Annotated in this window: 15 protein-coding genes; 13 read left to right on the top strand and 2 right to left on the bottom strand. The window is 34.2% G+C overall.

Translation table 11 applies throughout. From position 1 onward, the window contains the following. Positions 1–17 precede the first annotated feature (17 nt). Positions 18–1,058 carry a response regulator gene (locus tag ACAN52_RS11395; protein WP_378954894.1) on the top strand — a complete coding sequence of 347 codons (1,041 nt, stop codon included), beginning with the start codon at positions 18–20 and terminating at the stop codon, positions 1,056–1,058. 59 nt (positions 1,059–1,117) lie between these two features. On the opposite strand, the gene ACAN52_RS11390 is transcribed toward ACAN52_RS11395, so the two are convergent. After that, positions 1,118–1,456 carry a cupin domain-containing protein gene (locus ACAN52_RS11390; RefSeq protein WP_378954893.1) on the bottom strand — a complete coding sequence of 113 codons (339 nt, stop codon included), beginning with the start codon at positions 1,454–1,456 and terminating at the stop codon, positions 1,118–1,120. A 187-nt stretch (positions 1,457–1,643) separates the two neighbouring features. On the opposite strand from ACAN52_RS11390, the gene asnB reads away from it, so the two are divergent. The 12 genes from asnB to ACAN52_RS11330 all read left to right on the top strand — a co-directional run bounded on the left by asnB (position 1,644) and on the right by ACAN52_RS11330 (position 13,747). Next, a complete protein-coding gene (gene asnB, locus ACAN52_RS11385) occupies positions 1,644–3,488 on the top strand; it encodes an asparagine synthase (glutamine-hydrolyzing) (RefSeq protein WP_378954892.1) in 1,845 nt (614 codons plus the stop codon). A 272-nt stretch (positions 3,489–3,760) separates the two neighbouring features. Next, on the top strand, positions 3,761–4,501 hold the full coding sequence (locus ACAN52_RS11380; RefSeq protein ID WP_378954891.1) for a transposase: 741 nt from the start codon (positions 3,761–3,763) through the stop codon (positions 4,499–4,501). Positions 4,502–4,574: 73 nt separating this feature from the next. Next, entirely contained in the window at positions 4,575–4,721 is a 147-nt protein-coding gene (locus ACAN52_RS11375) for a hypothetical protein (RefSeq protein WP_378954890.1), read from the top strand. A gap of 543 nt (positions 4,722–5,264) precedes the next feature. Next, a complete protein-coding gene (locus ACAN52_RS11370) occupies positions 5,265–6,509 on the top strand; it encodes an ABC-three component system protein (RefSeq protein WP_378954889.1) in 1,245 nt (414 codons plus the stop codon). Continuing rightward, entirely contained in the window at positions 6,502–6,999 is a 498-nt protein-coding gene (locus ACAN52_RS11365) for an ABC-three component system middle component 4 (RefSeq protein WP_378954888.1), read from the top strand. The genes ACAN52_RS11370 and ACAN52_RS11365 overlap by 8 nt, the downstream gene beginning before the upstream one ends. Positions 7,000–7,001: 2 nt before the next feature. Further along, positions 7,002–8,984 carry a hypothetical protein gene (locus ACAN52_RS11360; protein WP_378954887.1) on the top strand — a complete coding sequence of 661 codons (1,983 nt, stop codon included), beginning with the start codon at positions 7,002–7,004 and terminating at the stop codon, positions 8,982–8,984. A gap of 147 nt (positions 8,985–9,131) precedes the next feature. Continuing rightward, entirely contained in the window at positions 9,132–9,920 is a 789-nt protein-coding gene (locus ACAN52_RS11355; protein ID WP_378954886.1) for a DUF2971 domain-containing protein, read from the top strand. 296 nt (positions 9,921–10,216) lie between these two features. Further along, a complete protein-coding gene (locus ACAN52_RS11350; protein WP_378954885.1) occupies positions 10,217–11,398 on the top strand; it encodes a hypothetical protein in 1,182 nt (393 codons plus the stop codon). Positions 11,399–11,509: 111 nt separating this feature from the next. After that, a complete protein-coding gene (locus ACAN52_RS11345; protein WP_378955064.1) occupies positions 11,510–11,659 on the top strand; it encodes a hypothetical protein in 150 nt (49 codons plus the stop codon). Continuing rightward, positions 11,617–11,847 carry a type II CAAX prenyl endopeptidase Rce1 family protein gene (locus ACAN52_RS11340; RefSeq protein WP_378954884.1) on the top strand — a complete coding sequence of 77 codons (231 nt, stop codon included), beginning with the start codon at positions 11,617–11,619 and terminating at the stop codon, positions 11,845–11,847. Before ACAN52_RS11345 ends, ACAN52_RS11340 begins: the two co-directional genes overlap by 43 nt. Positions 11,848–12,473: 626 nt before the next feature. Then, positions 12,474–13,244, top strand: a complete 771-nt coding sequence (locus ACAN52_RS11335; protein ID WP_378954883.1) for a helix-turn-helix domain-containing protein — start codon at positions 12,474–12,476, stop codon at positions 13,242–13,244. Between the two features lie 221 nt (positions 13,245–13,465). Next, positions 13,466–13,747: an asparagine synthase-related protein gene (locus ACAN52_RS11330; protein ID WP_378954882.1), complete on the top strand. Its 282-nt coding sequence runs from the start codon at positions 13,466–13,468 to the stop codon at positions 13,745–13,747. A gap of 133 nt (positions 13,748–13,880) precedes the next feature. On the opposite strand, the gene ACAN52_RS11325 is transcribed toward ACAN52_RS11330, so the two are convergent. Next, on the bottom strand, positions 13,881–14,447 hold the full coding sequence (locus tag ACAN52_RS11325) for a nitroreductase family protein (protein ID WP_378954881.1): 567 nt from the start codon (positions 14,445–14,447) through the stop codon (positions 13,881–13,883). Positions 14,448–14,580 lie beyond the last annotated feature (133 nt).

Here is a 14,580-nt window from a genome sequence, read left to right as displayed (position 1 = left end):
CAAAGGGGGAATGGTTGATGGCTGAATTAACGACAAAAGAGCGGGATTTTTCTACTGTACTATTTGTTGACGATGAACTTAATATTTTAAGTTCCATACGGCGGGCTGTAATTGATGAAGATTATACTGCATATTTTGCCAATAGTGGCGCTGAAGCTTTGAAAATTATGGAAAAAAATGAGATCAGTGTCATTGTTACAGATATGAAGATGCCTGGGATGGATGGTTTGCAGCTCTTAAAAATTGTGAAAGAAAAGTATCCCAAAACCGTAAAGATTGTTTTGTCAGGATATACCCAACTTTCTCAAGTTTTAGCTACTGTAAACCAGGCTGATATTTTTAATTTTATTGCAAAACCTTGGGATATGGAATCTGAACTTAAATATGTAATTAATCGAGCAATCGAACATTATCAACTCAAAAAAAATGAAATTCAGCTTCAAATCAATCTGGAAAAACGTAATACTGCTTATCAAAATGTTTTGAAGAAAATGGAAGCTAGTTCGATGCTGAGAGCTAAACAAATACAGCATATAAAAAAGATCAGTAGTTTATTATTAGAATCGATTGAAATGAAAAAAGAAAATGAAACTCAATATTTAGCCAATTTTTTAAGGGATTATACTGAGCGAGTACCAGGTGAAATGGAGTATTTATCTTTAGGAAATATAGTAGAAAAATTACGCCAATTGGTTGCTGATGATCCACGTTATAGCCAGGGGAAAGTTCAGGTCACTGAGGCTGCGACAGGTACGATTCAGGGAAATTATGATATCATTCAATTTCCAGTACTATGCTTATTAAAGTTATTATCCCAGAATCATGATATTCAAAATTTATATATTTACATCACAACTCAAGAAGATGACAAGAAAGTTAGACTTACTTTTAGTTTGTTTTTCTTAGATGAGACTGGTCGTTACCAAAGTGAGCTCTCTCAATGTTCATACCAATTAGCAGAAGAAGTGTTTCGTGAAATCATGAATGTCAAATTCATTACAGGACGTAAGAATGAGCGACAGGTAATTCAATTGGAATTCTCTTTAGAAAAGACATAAGAAGCCATAAGATAGAAAAAGGGACTCTGTTTTATTTCACAGAGCCCCTTTTTTTCATTTTATTTTTTTACTAAAATCAACATCATTTTAAAGTTTTCTACCGCGTCTAGTCCGTGAGGAATGTCAGAAGGCATTACAATGGTTTGACCAGTGCGAGCAATGAACTTTTCTTGATCAATCGTTATTTCAGCTTCACCGTCTAGGATGTAAACCATGGCATCACCAGGAGCTGAATGAGTGCTAACAGCTTCGCCTTTAGCGAAGGCAAACAGTGTGAGCGTTAAGTTTTCGTTTTGCACTAAGGTTAGGCTGACGACCCTTCCTTCTTGATACTCAACAAGATGAGCCATATCCAAAGCTTTGCTGAACTCGATATTTTTAATAAATTTCTTTTCCATTATGTACACGTCCTTTATATGTTTTAACTTAAGTCTATTGTACGTCTTACTGAAGATAACTTCTGTGATGGCAGTCACAATGATTATATTTTTAATAGTGTCAGATATTATTATGATTCATATACTATCATGTGATGCAGATCAGTAAAACAACCTTGGATAGAGTTTCCGAAGGAGATGGATAATTGTGTGTGGAATTACAGGATGGATGAATTGGGAAAGAAACCTTGAAAATGAGGGTTTGATTCTAGAGCGTATGGTTGAGACCCTAGCAGATCGAGGGCCTGATGCAGCAGGAATCTATTTAGGAAATCATGTAGCCTTAGGTCATCGTCGTTTGAGTGTTGTTGATCCAGAAAATGGCGCCCAGCCAATGATCCGATATAAAGGTGATCATCCTTGTGTCATTACTTATAATGGTGAGCTTTATAATACGCCTGAGCTGCGGCAGGAGTTAGAAAACCGCGGACATAACTTTCGTACCAATTGTGATACAGAGGTGTTGCTTGCAGCCTATATAGAGTGGGGAACTTCTTGTGCAGAACGGTTTAATGGAATCTTTGCTTTTGCAATTTGGGATGAAGATCAGCAAATTTTATTTTTAGCTCGCGACCGGATTGGGGTTAAACCTTTATTTTATACACTATCGGGTAGTGACTTTATCTTTGGATCAGAGCTTAAGGCTTTGCTGGCCCATCCTAAGATTAAACCTAAAGTTGATCGGGACGGTCTTGCTGAAATTTTTATCATTGGACCTGCGCGTACGCCAGGGCATGGTGTATTTTCTGGAATTTCAGAACTAAAAGCTGGCCATAGTATGGTCTATAGCCATAAAGGAATTGATATACATCAATATTGGGCTTTACAAAGTATGCCTCATCTTGATGATTTTGATACTACAGTGAGCACAGTCAGAGAACTTTTAGGGGATATTGTAAGACGCCAATTAGTTGCTGATGTACCTGTTTGTACTTTATTATCAGGAGGACTCGATTCCAGTGCTTTAACGGCACTTGCCTGCCATACATATCAGAAGGAAGGACTCGGGCCGGTTAATACGTATTCTGTTGATTATCTTGATAATGATCGTTATTTTAAAGCCAGTAATTTTCAGCCCAATGCGGATGCTCCTTGGGTACGGCGGGTTTCTGATTTTTTTGGTACTGTTCATCATGATGTCATACTTGATACACCGGATCTAGCAGGGAGTTTACCGAATGCCACAATTTCGCGAGATTTGCCAGGAATGGCTGATGTAGACACGTCCTTATATTTATTCTGCCGGGAGATTAAAAAAGGCGCTACTGTTGCTTTATCAGGTGAGTGTGCGGACGAAGTATTTGGGGGATATCCTTGGTTTTATCGGGAAGAAATGATCAATTCCCCAGCTTTTCCTTGGTCACCAAAACCTGAAATCCGTATGGAGTGGCTATCACCTGCCTTCAAGGCAAAAATTAATCTGCAGGACTATGTTCATGATCGCTATCATGAAGCATTGGCTGAAGTACCTGCTTTACCAGGAGAGGATGCCCAGTCGGCGCGCATGCGTGAAATCTTCTATCTTAGTCTTACCCGCTGGATGCCAACTTTGCTTGATCGCAAAGATCGCATGAGTATGGCTTTTGGTCTGGAAGTCAGAGTCCCATTCTGTGATCATCGTCTTGTTGAATATGTCTGGAATGTGCCATGGCATATGAAAAATTATCAAAATAGAGAAAAAGGATTGTTACGCCATGCTTTGACAGGTGTCTTGCCTGATGATGTATTGTGGCGACGTAAAAGCCCTTATCCCAAAACACATAACCCATCATACCTCAATGCAGTACGTAAATGGGTATTACGAATATTAGATGATTCAAGTTCTCCTTTATTGGATCTAATTGATGTGAACAAAATACGTTACCTTGCTGAGATGGAAAGTAGTACCACTCATATCCCTTGGTTTGGTCAACTCATGAGCCAACCCCAGTTATTTGCCTATTTGATCCAAGTTGATACTTGGCTGCGAAAATATAAGGTAGAATTTATATAGATAAAACAAACTAGTCGTTATCACTTATGATTGATAGCGACTAGTTTGTTTATTGATTATAAATCACTAGATGCTTAATTAAGAATTTAAATTCAATAGTCTGTCTACAGATGATATTAGATATTTTGCTTATTCAACGTAGCCATTCGGTGATTTCTGTCCATGATGTGCGCGGGCGTGAGCTAGGTGATTGATTGGGATAACCTACATGACAGTTGGGGACGTTCCTTTTTTGACATCATTATGATATATTGAGTATTAGAGGTGAGAAGATGAGTAGACAAGCAAGGGAATTGAGTGCAACAGGATTTTATCATATTGTATTTCGAGGTATTAATCATCAACATCTATTTGAAGAGGAAAGTGATTTTAAATATTTTCTGGAAGCCTTGCAGCATATAAAAAATGAAATGGCATTTGAAATACATAGCTATTGTTTAATGAGTAACCATGTACATCTTCTAATAAGAGAAAAGCAGATAGCTGATATTTCAATAATAATGAAAAGATTATTAACGAAATATGTGATGTATTTTAATAGAAAATATCAACGTAATGGGGCATTAATTGCTAGTCGTTATAAGAGTATCTCAGTAGACGTAGATGAATATTTTATTCCATTGATACGCTATATACATCAAAATCCACTGAAAGCAGGAATCGTAACAAGAATGGAGGACTATATTTATAGTAGTTATAGAGAATATTTATATGGTAGAAGTTTAACAGATACTGCTTTTTCATTAGAATTGGTTGGGCGGGAAGAATGGATACGTCTTCATAATATTTTTGAAGAAGAAAATTTTGAAGTATCAGGAACAAAACATATGACTGAAGAGGAAATACGACGGAAAATTTTGATATGTACTGGTGGGATAGAACCAAATCAAATAGCTTCGTGGCCAAAATCAGAACGAAATACTATAGTTACAAAGTTAAGAGAAGAAGGGTTATCTATTCGTCAAATTGAACGAGCAACAGGGATATCGCGAGGTATTGTGGCAAAATGTTGACAGAAAAGGAACGTCCCTAAATGTCACATATCTGTATGGCGTAATATCAATATTTGCCGTTGGAGTTGTAGGAATGGCTGGTAGCATGATATTATCAGCGTGCGGCAATGGTAGAGTAGCGCGTTTAGTCACAAACGGAAGTTATCTAGCTGCGGTGGGAATATTTATTTCATTGGCCTTAATGCTATTTAAACAGTTTTGTGACATGGTCGCTGGTTGATCTATTATTGTTCGTTTGCATATGCGCTAATTATTCGCGATTACGGATAAAAATAAGCCTTGACAGTAGATGTTAGAGGTGTTTTTATACCGTAAATAGGGTTACGGTACGATGTATATTTTCTAAATACGCCTAATACTTATAAAAATAAGAGGTCAAGCTGTGAACTATTTTGATGATAGTGGACAGAGATTCGGTAGGAGCGCCACCACCATCTAAATTCGGAATATTTATGACGCCACGAATTTCGTGGCTTCTTTTGTATTATATGTCTTTGATAGGAGTTACTAATCTCCACAAATAAACGCAAGTACATCTTCTGTCAAAAAAATATTCAATTTTTAATAAGTGGTGAAATCAGTATATAAATAGGATTTGATATGAGATCAAGATATCAATATTATATAAAAATGGTAAAAATACAATTTAATGATAAATATTGATTAAATAGGGCAGGAAACTTGAAAAATTAAGAGAATTTATTGGTAATTGGTAATTGGTAATTGGTAATTGGTAAATTGATATTGATTCGGGGGCGCTTTAATGATTACATGGATATGTCAAAAAAGAAAAAAGAATCTAATTATATTTGTACATGGTTTTTTGGGGGATTCTTCAACTTGGAAAAATTCTTATGGCAATTCGTTCCCTGAAATGCTTTTGGAAAATTCCAAGATAAAACAAAATTTCGATATTGCTTATTTTAATTATTTTACAAAATTATCCAACGATGTTCAATCAAATCTTGTAGTATCTTTAATGATGAATATAATAAAGCGAAGAAAAAAGGCAAAGAAAAATTTGGACATCGAGAGTCTTGGCGAATTACTACTTTCGGTAGTTGATTATGAATGTGCAGCATATGAGAATATTATCATAGTTGCACATAGTATGGGGGGATTAGTAACTAAGTCTTGTATTTTGAATAGTTTACAAAATCATAATATGACAAGAGTAAAGTTATTTCTCTCACTTGCAGTTCCACATCAAGGTTCCGAATTGACAGAAAATTTTTTAGCGAAATTAATTAATAATCCACAAGTATATGAGTTAAAGCCCGTAAGTGGCATTATAGATGCTATGAATAGAAGTTGGATAAGGGATGTAAAAAACACACCCAAAACTATTTACTTTTATGGTAAGTATGATGATATTGTAAATGAAAAGAGTGCTGTAGCAATTGATCCATACAATAATGAAAAAATCCCATGTGATGATGATCATTTTACGATATCAAAGCCTGAAAGAAAAGATTGCCATCTCTATTTCGTTGTAGAGCAAGCTATTCTTAATTTTTTAGAAGAGGTATCACAAAAAAAAAAGATAGCTATTCAACCCTTTAGGGATGATGGACAATTTGATGATATGAATTTCGTTGTAAAACTTGAAATGGCGAATATACACAAATTTTTTCAGAATGAAGCGAAGAACTCTTTTTACTATGCAGAATATGCAATCAAAAGATTTAAACCTAGAGGTAGCAATGACAGAAAAATACTTGAAGATTTATACTTAGGAATTAAAGAATTATATGGAGAGGAGTTTGGAAGACATTTTCGTCACGAGCTAGAAGCTGGTAGTGGATTGCTTAGCCAGGTTCATACTAGAATAAACCAAGAGCATGAAAAAAAAATTAAGACATCGTTAACATTTTTAGAAGAAGTACATAAGAAAGGTATGTTACATCAATTGTCTAATGCACTTAGTAATGAAATATGGTGGAATAAAGAACATAATGAAGTGGAACTCAACAAATTTAGAACAAGAAAGGTGAGTGGCAATGCTTAACTTACCTTTTCTTTTTCCTGAGTCGGATATTAATCTACGTCTTGCTAGATTACTTATCTTAATTGATAAGTTATCAAGGACCAAAAGGGGGAAGTTGGTTCTTAATCTAGGTAAGATAGCTATATTCGATTTCCTGGTTCGGTATCCTCAAGTGCTTTACTATACATTAGATAATAATTTTAGTTTTACCGTTAGAGAATATGAGATAGGCAATATAGATTCACAATATCCAGAAGTAGCTTTAGTATTCAATTATAAAGAAACTGATATTGTTTTGAAAGTCTTGCTTGCCTACGGCTTTATAGAGGTCATCAAAAATCAAAAAGATATTTATTATATCATTACAGAAAGCGGACAAAAAATTGTTGAAGAATTGGATTCAGATTATTTCTTTAGGGTAAGAGAGATAGTAGAGGCTATACGCCCCTTGCAAAAAGAAAACGAATCAGAACTTCGCATGAGTATAAAGCATAACATAAAAGGAGTTTAGTTATGGGGAAATCACCAAAGATTTTTGTGAATAAGTTACTTCTTATTGGCTGGAATAAGAATTACGAAGTTCCATTTCATAAAGGCGTAAATATTATTTATGGCGATTCTGATACTGGTAAATCTAGCATACTAAATCTTATTGATTATTTACTTGGTGCCTCAAAAGTTTATCTTTATGATGAACTGGAAGCTTGCGGGAGATATGCCTTGTTGGAAATACTACTTAATGCCAGGGTCTATACTATACAAAGAGACATATTTAAATCTAGCGATTACATTAAAGTTTACCCTTGTAGTATTGAAAATAAAGATGAGTTTTTCCCATTAGAATACGGTCCTAATTATAAAAAAATAGGGCCAGCTGGATATTTTTCAGATTTCTTATTAGATGCTTTAAATATACCTAAAATTAGTGTAAAGAAGGCTCCAACTAAAGATGATTCTGATCTAGCAAGAGTGAGTTTTCGTGATATATTTAAGTATTGTTATATGAGTCAGGATGATGTCGGTGACAAAAAATTACTAGATAGAGAAAATTATTCACTAGCAACTAAGAATCAGCAGACATTCCGATTTATACATAATATACTTGATACCCAGATCGCTGATTTGGAGATTGAGATTCAAGCCAAGACACGAGCAAAAAATGATTCCCTTAATAGATATAATACAGTAACATCTTTTTTAAGAGAAGTAAGGTTTGATACATCTGATGATCTTGATGGAAAATTATCGGATTTGAAGATGATAATCTCTAGGCTTGAAATAGAAGAAAAACGAATTAATTCTATTATGCGTTCTGATAATAGCTATTTAAATGAGCTTAGAAAGCAAATAATCCTAATTCATGAGGAGATACAAAAAACCGGAGATGAAAAAGTACAGTTGATCTTCAATATAGAACAGAATATATGTCTTAAAAAAGAATACCAATGCGATATTGAGAAAATAAAGGCTATTGTAGATGTTATGCAGAAACTTCCTCAAATACCATCTGCAGTGGCAGAAGAATCAGCATGTCCTCTTTGTCATTCTAACATTGGTCTGTCATCTTTAGATCAATATTTTGTTAGCTCAGAAAAGGAAAACTTAGATCTAGAGTTGAAAAGTTTCAGTGTTCGTTTAAAGAGCTTAGAGAGTTTAATTAGTGAACAAAGAAACGAACTAATTAGAATAGATAGAAGAGTTGCTGAATTTCAAGAAGAGGAAAGAAAGTTAAGAGAAATATTAGATATTAAAACTTCCGAATATGTTTCTCCATACCTTCAAGAAAGAGATTTAATAGTTTCCCAAAAATCAACTTTGACAGAGGAACTTCATACAATTGAATATTTTAAGCGAATTAGAAGACAATTAGATGAAATAAATAATGAAGTTCAAATCCGTGAAAAAGCAATTGTGAAGTTAAAAGAGAAAATTGATGAACTTAAAGTAATAATGCCAACTTCTACTCAAATTGTAAATTCGTTAGCTGATATTTTATCAAACTTCTTAGATGTGGTTAAAATTCGTAATCGATCAGGAGTCTCGGTAAGTGAAAAAACATTTTTACCAATTTTAAGAAATCGTAACTATCATGAACTTACGTCAGGTGGTGTACGGACGATAGTATCTATTGGATATTATCTAAGTTTGCTGAAAAATAGCTTAAAGGATAATACATATTTACCTAGCTTGGTAATGATTGATAGCATAAGCAAGTATTTGGGTAAGACAGATTCTAAATACTTATCGAAAACAGATACTAAAGAAGACGCATTCGAAGGAGTTCAAGATCCTCAGAAAAGATTAAATATTTTAAAATATCTTATTAGATTTCACCGAAAATACTCAGAAGATTTTCAACTTATAATTGTTGATAATGATATACCTACCAAAGTGGAAAAAACCATTAATCGTTTTACAGTAAAGAGATTTAGTGTTGAAAATAAAGAGGGCTTTCAAAAAGGTTTTATTGATGATTTTGGATCTTCTCCCAGATAAATTGAACGGATTTCAGGTTTCTGCACCAGTTATCAGATTAAATTAACTTACGCAATCTTAGTACTTGAAAATGCACTGTCAGGTGGGATTTGATACTCTAGCAATTGGTGAGGGCGTTCTATATTTCATATTTTTATGGAGGCAAATATGGGAGATGAAAAACCAAGACATTTATATAAATATTGTCATTGGAACAAATACGCAAGAAAAATATTATGGAATAATGAATTATATTTAAATTCTGCTAAAAATTTTAATGATCCATTTGACTCTTGTATAATGTTTAATTTAAAAGGAAGTAATGATGAATGGTTTAGAGCTACTATTGATATGATTGCTGAGCTTTCAAAAAGAAAATTAACACAAGAAGAAAAAGAAGAGTGGAAGAAGAAAATTTATTTTGCAGATACTGATGAATTAAAAGACAGTAGAAGGGAATTTGTGGAACAGTTAGTGATGGGAAAAACGCGAACCAATTCCGGAATATGCTGCTTTAGTAAGGAAAAAGATAATATTTTAATGTGGTCACATTACGCAAAAGACCATACAGGAATTTGTTTAGAATTTGATTATTCTAATCCTGCTTTTCCACCTGTAAGAAAAGTTATTTATGAGGAAAATTATCCTCCAATAAATATTGTAGACATTAATAATAAAGAAAAAATAACTGATTTATATTTTACAAAATCAAAGGATTGGGAATATGAAAATGAGTATAGGATATCAAATGTAGATGTTATAAATGATACAATAGAATTTGATCCCCAGATACTTACAGGTGTAATATGTGGTGAAGCGATGAAAGAAAAGGATGTTAAACAATTAATAAGATTCTTATCATGTCGGTCTACACCGCTAACTTTGTATAAGGCAGAAAGGAAAAAATATCAATTTGGATTAGACATTGAGGAAATTGGTAGATTTAATTATATTTAGCCAAAATGCAATTGTATCCTGGCTAAATATTGAGGTGGTTATGTGTACGTTACCATGGGGTTTTATTGGCATTTAAAATGATAGTCTTGAAGGATGGGACAAAGGGACAGGATCATTGTTCCAAGTAGGGAAATATTAACAATGTATATACAGTGACAATGAACCTGTCCCCTCGTCCCCGTGTCCTCTCAAAAAAAATCTCTTGGGCTGAAGGCAAAGTAAGCATATGTCCTGTAAGCAGGGCTCAAAATAAAATAAGTAAATAATACGAAAGTGGTGGTGGGTTGATAATTAGAGTGGATATGACTGATAAAATTCAGTCTAATAAATTGCTGAGGGCTCTATGGGCTGCTTTTCGTATGAAATTCGGAAAATGTTCCTGGCTCTATGCACCATCAAAAGATGGAGTAAGAAGGAGTATTGATTTTGGGAGCATGAATATTAGAGAAGAGACAATGGATGTTGGAATAACCTATGAGAGGAAGGGGGTAATTAAGTCAATTTACTTTAAAGATATAGAAGAAAAGAGTGGAATAGGACAAGATATCAAGAATATTGTTAATGAAACAAAAAGTTCACTAGAACCAATTCCGCAATATGTTTTTCTTATTAAGCTTGCCTCTTTTTTTCCTTTGAGCGAATACCATGCGGATAATTTTTCGGTAAAACCAATTTCTGATATTGAAAGCTTATTGAAATTAACGGTCTCAGGGTATGATGAAAAAGATGCGAGATATCAAATGTTAACTAACTTAGAAAATATTATGGCTATTTTATCTATTGAAACCAATTGCCCTTTCTGGATTTCAAAAAGTCCTGCTTCTTATTCGAAGGATTTTAATGGAAATAATGGATTGTATACAGAAGATTTAGATTGGATGGATGGTTATCCTTACAAAAATCAGTGTATTACTATCTCACAAAAGGGTTTAGCAGTCTTGAATGAAATTGCAGGTACTTATTTAGAGATATCGCCACGAGTAGAAAAGTTTATTAAAAGTTGTCACCAATTTCACTTAGCTAGGAAGCAAGATGCGCAAGTTTGGGATAGTAACAACTTGCGAAAAATTAAGGACCAATGTAATTTGGAGATTGGTATTGGAGAAGATGCTGGGCAGACGGAAATAGCGACGGTTTTATATATGTCATCATTGGAAAGTGCAGCTTCAATTGATCAAACAGATAAAAATTATTGTGAGAAATGCGGACAACCTACATATTCTATAGCTAACAGGGTTATGAATTTTGTGGAGGAATTTAGTGATCCAGCATTCGCTACTTGGGTAAAAATGGGTTATTATAGTAAACGCTCAAAGTTTTTACACGTTGGAGAAACTTTAACTAATATGTATATAGGAGTTTCTATTCCGATGTTAGATGAAAATGGCGAGGGGAAATGTATGTATGCAATTGCTTTGGTTAATACGCGAGAGCATACGAGTTATTGTTTAAGAAAATTATTATATGATAAGCTATAGTTGTGAAAGGGAGTCCATCCTTTTACATTATATCTTAATTTTGATAAAACTTTGGTAGGTCTATTAATCCTGGGCTTAACCCACCCGTTACTGGTAAATCGAGATGAATGGATGAAAATGCTTAAGGATAGCATTCCTAGAATCGTGAAACTCATTTCAATTCTTGTTTTTTTAGCGTTGCTTGCAGGGGCGGTTTATTTTGATCCTAAGCTGCCAGAGTGTTTGCCGATTTGGATTCCAAATTACTCTTTGTATGTATAGCTGAGGAAGGTTTTTTTCGCGGATTTATTCAAAAAGATCTTGCTGTGATGTTTCAAAGTTCCACGTGGGGGAATTGGCTTGCTATTGTCATTACTTCTCTGATTTTTAGATTTGCTCATTACGCTGGCGGAATAGCGTATAGTATATGGGGTACTATAGCTGGACTGGGGTATGGATGGATATACTAGAGGTGTAATCAGATTGAGGCTATATCTTTGCTCATTTTAGTTTGAATGTAATTCATTTATTATTCTTTACATATCCTGCGATCACGAAAAGCGTATAAAGGGAAATAGATTATTTTAGAAAAGGAACCAATCTGCAAGAAGTTCTTGGTGGACAGTTGGGGATGGTACTTTTTTGTTACAGTAAGTAAAGAACGCAAAAAAACAATCAAGGTCATTCAGCAGGGAGTGCCGAATGACCTTCTTCCAGTATTGCGGTTCCGCTTATGATCGCCCATCAATGCTCATGCCCTGCGGGTGATATAAAATAATTTGCCCTATCGGATTCGTTACGTCGAATTTTTTCATATCAGGCATAGCAGAGATAGGGAATGGTGATTGTGTCTTATTATGTGTATGAAGGCGAACGCTGCCACCGTCCTTCTCGTTCCCTTCGTCTTTTAGCTGCCCTCCTGATAATGCTGCCTAAAATGTTGGTAAGTGCGAGAATCAGAATATCCTGTGGATTTATGAGGAGCTTGAGAGGAGTTTTTAAAAAAATAAAGAATATATCTGATAATGGTTAAATTAAGTCGGATTTTAGTTTATGACGAAGTATAGTGAATTTTGCTACTATTGGGGATGAATAAATGGAAATCACAAAAGATAGTTTATTGAATTTTTTTAAGGAGCCAACAATTGAAGAATTTGCTCATTTTTTACAACAAAATGTTGGAGAAAGTAATAATGTTGATTTTAAAGAAAATTGGATTGATTTTGATAAAATGGCAAAAATTATTCTTGGAATTGCAAACAGCGGCGGTGGCGCTATTGTAATAGGTGTTTCAGAACAAGATAATAATATAGTTGCGGCAGGGATACCAAACGACAATATTATTGATGCTGCAGATTTAATTAAAAAAATCTCTAAATATTTTCCTGAAAAAATTTTATCTTGTATTAATCTCTTAAACTTTTTTTATGATAATGAAGTTTATGGTACGCTTCGAGGGAAAAAGTTTCAAGTGATAATTATTAGAGTAAAGCCTTCTGATTTACCAGTGATTTGTGAGTCGGATAGTAAATCTCTACAAAAAGCGGATATATACATTCGTAGAGGAACAAGTACTGAAAAAATAAATTATGACGAATTGCAGGAGCTAATTGCTGTAAAAATTGAAGCAGAGAAGGATAGAATTTCTAATTTAGAATTGAAAGATGAATTGGTACAACTGCGCACTTTGTATGATGCGGTACCTGTTACAGTGAAGAAAATGGGCATTTCTGGAATAACTCAATCGTCTATGTTTTTATCCGTTATGGGTTTACAACAAAATGCAATATATCCTAAAGAAGGCTATGAGGACTTTCTTGTTAGTAGCATTGAGAAGAAAAAAGAAAAAATAAAGAGAATGCTGTAGCGTGATCTTGATGTCTGAGATGACCTTTTTTATAGAAAAAGAGGTTCGAGGAAAATAACAATTCCCTCTGGAACCTCTCTTGAATTAGATGGAATTAATCATTAATTTTTACGATGAAAAATAAGAAAAGGGATAGATGGACTATTGGCATTTAATATGATAGTCTTGAAAAACTATCAAAACAGAGAAAAAGGATTGTTACGCATGCTCTGACAGGTGTCTTGCCTGATGATGTATTATGGCGACGTAAAAGCCCTTATCCTAAGACGCATAACCCATCCTATCTCAATGCGGTGCGCACATGGGTATTGAGAATCTTAGATGATCCTAGTTCTCCACTACTTGATCTTATTGACGCCCAAAAAATACGTTCCCTTGCTCAAGTGGAAAGTACCACAATTAATATTCCTTGGTTTGGGCAACTCATGAGTCAGCCCCAGTTATTTGCCTATTTGATCCAAGTTGATACTTGGCTGCGAAAATATAAGGTAGAATTTATATAGATAAAACAAACTAGTCGTTATCACTTATGATTGATAGCGACTAGTTTGTTTATTGATTATAAATCACTAGATGCTTAATTAAGAATTTAAATTCAATAGTCTGTCTACAGATGATATTAGATATTTTGCTTATTCAACGTAGCCATTCGGTGATTTCTGTCCATGATGTGCGCGGGCGTGAGCTAGGTGATTGATTGGGATAACCTATGGCTACCGCTGCGATGAGTTCATCGTCGCGATGTAACCAGGAACATATTTCACGTTCAGAATAAAAAATATCACAGATCCACAGAGTACCTAAGTTAAAATCTTCTGCAGCTAGAATCATAGTTTGAATTGCTGCTCCAATAGATTGAGTATCCGTTAATAAACGATAGTGGTTATAATCTTTTTCAAACTTGGAGAAGGCATTAAATACTAAAATCACTACTGATGCCTGATTAATGGCGTTTATACTTATTTTAGAGCTGCCGATATCTAGGTCTTGCTGTTGTCGAGAATCTATCTTTTCAGCCATAATTGTGGCTAACATATCTTTATTTTGTTCTTCTAAGACAACAAATCTCCATGGCTGACGATTTTTCCCCGAAGGAGCTTTTATTGTAAACTCCAATAATTCTTCGATCAATTTTCGTGGGATTAATCTGCTCTGATAAGATCTAATGCTTCTTCTATTCAATATTGCTTGTTTGATATCCATAAAAAACCTCCAAGGTTCGATTATAGTATCATCATATATACTTTATAGGAAGAAATCAATCGCAATAAGACAAATGTAAGACAAATGGGAACGTCAGCTTTTATTACAATTCTTTGTTAAAATAAATTTTAAC

Source organism: Pelosinus sp. sgz500959 (assembly GCF_042610375.1).
GTDB lineage: Bacteria > Bacillota > Negativicutes > DSM-13327 > DSM-13327 > CTSoil-075.
Note: the sequence above shows the minus strand (reverse complement) of the source record. Positions and strands in the feature narration are given on the sequence as shown.

Coding starts and splice junctions, on each gene's coding strand:
- ACAN52_RS11370 (WP_378954889.1), top strand. CDS start 5,265: ATGATTACATGGATATGTCAAAAAAGAAAAAAGAATCTAATTATATTT.
- ACAN52_RS11365 (WP_378954888.1), top strand. CDS start 6,502: ATGCTTAACTTACCTTTTCTTTTTCCTGAGTCGGATATTAATCTACGT.
- ACAN52_RS11345 (WP_378955064.1), top strand. CDS start 11,510: ATGAAAATGCTTAAGGATAGCATTCCTAGAATCGTGAAACTCATTTCA.
- ACAN52_RS11325 (WP_378954881.1), bottom strand. CDS start 14,447: ATGGATATCAAACAAGCAATATTGAATAGAAGAAGCATTAGATCTTAT.
- ACAN52_RS11355 (WP_378954886.1), top strand. CDS start 9,132: ATGGGAGATGAAAAACCAAGACATTTATATAAATATTGTCATTGGAAC.
- ACAN52_RS11380 (WP_378954891.1), top strand. CDS start 3,761: ATGAGTAGACAAGCAAGGGAATTGAGTGCAACAGGATTTTATCATATT.
- ACAN52_RS11335 (WP_378954883.1), top strand. CDS start 12,474: ATGGAAATCACAAAAGATAGTTTATTGAATTTTTTTAAGGAGCCAACA.
- ACAN52_RS11390 (WP_378954893.1), bottom strand. CDS start 1,456: ATGGAAAAGAAATTTATTAAAAATATCGAGTTCAGCAAAGCTTTGGAT.
- ACAN52_RS11375 (WP_378954890.1), top strand. CDS start 4,575: ATGGCTGGTAGCATGATATTATCAGCGTGCGGCAATGGTAGAGTAGCG.
- ACAN52_RS11395 (WP_378954894.1), top strand. CDS start 18: ATGGCTGAATTAACGACAAAAGAGCGGGATTTTTCTACTGTACTATTT.
- ACAN52_RS11360 (WP_378954887.1), top strand. CDS start 7,002: ATGGGGAAATCACCAAAGATTTTTGTGAATAAGTTACTTCTTATTGGC.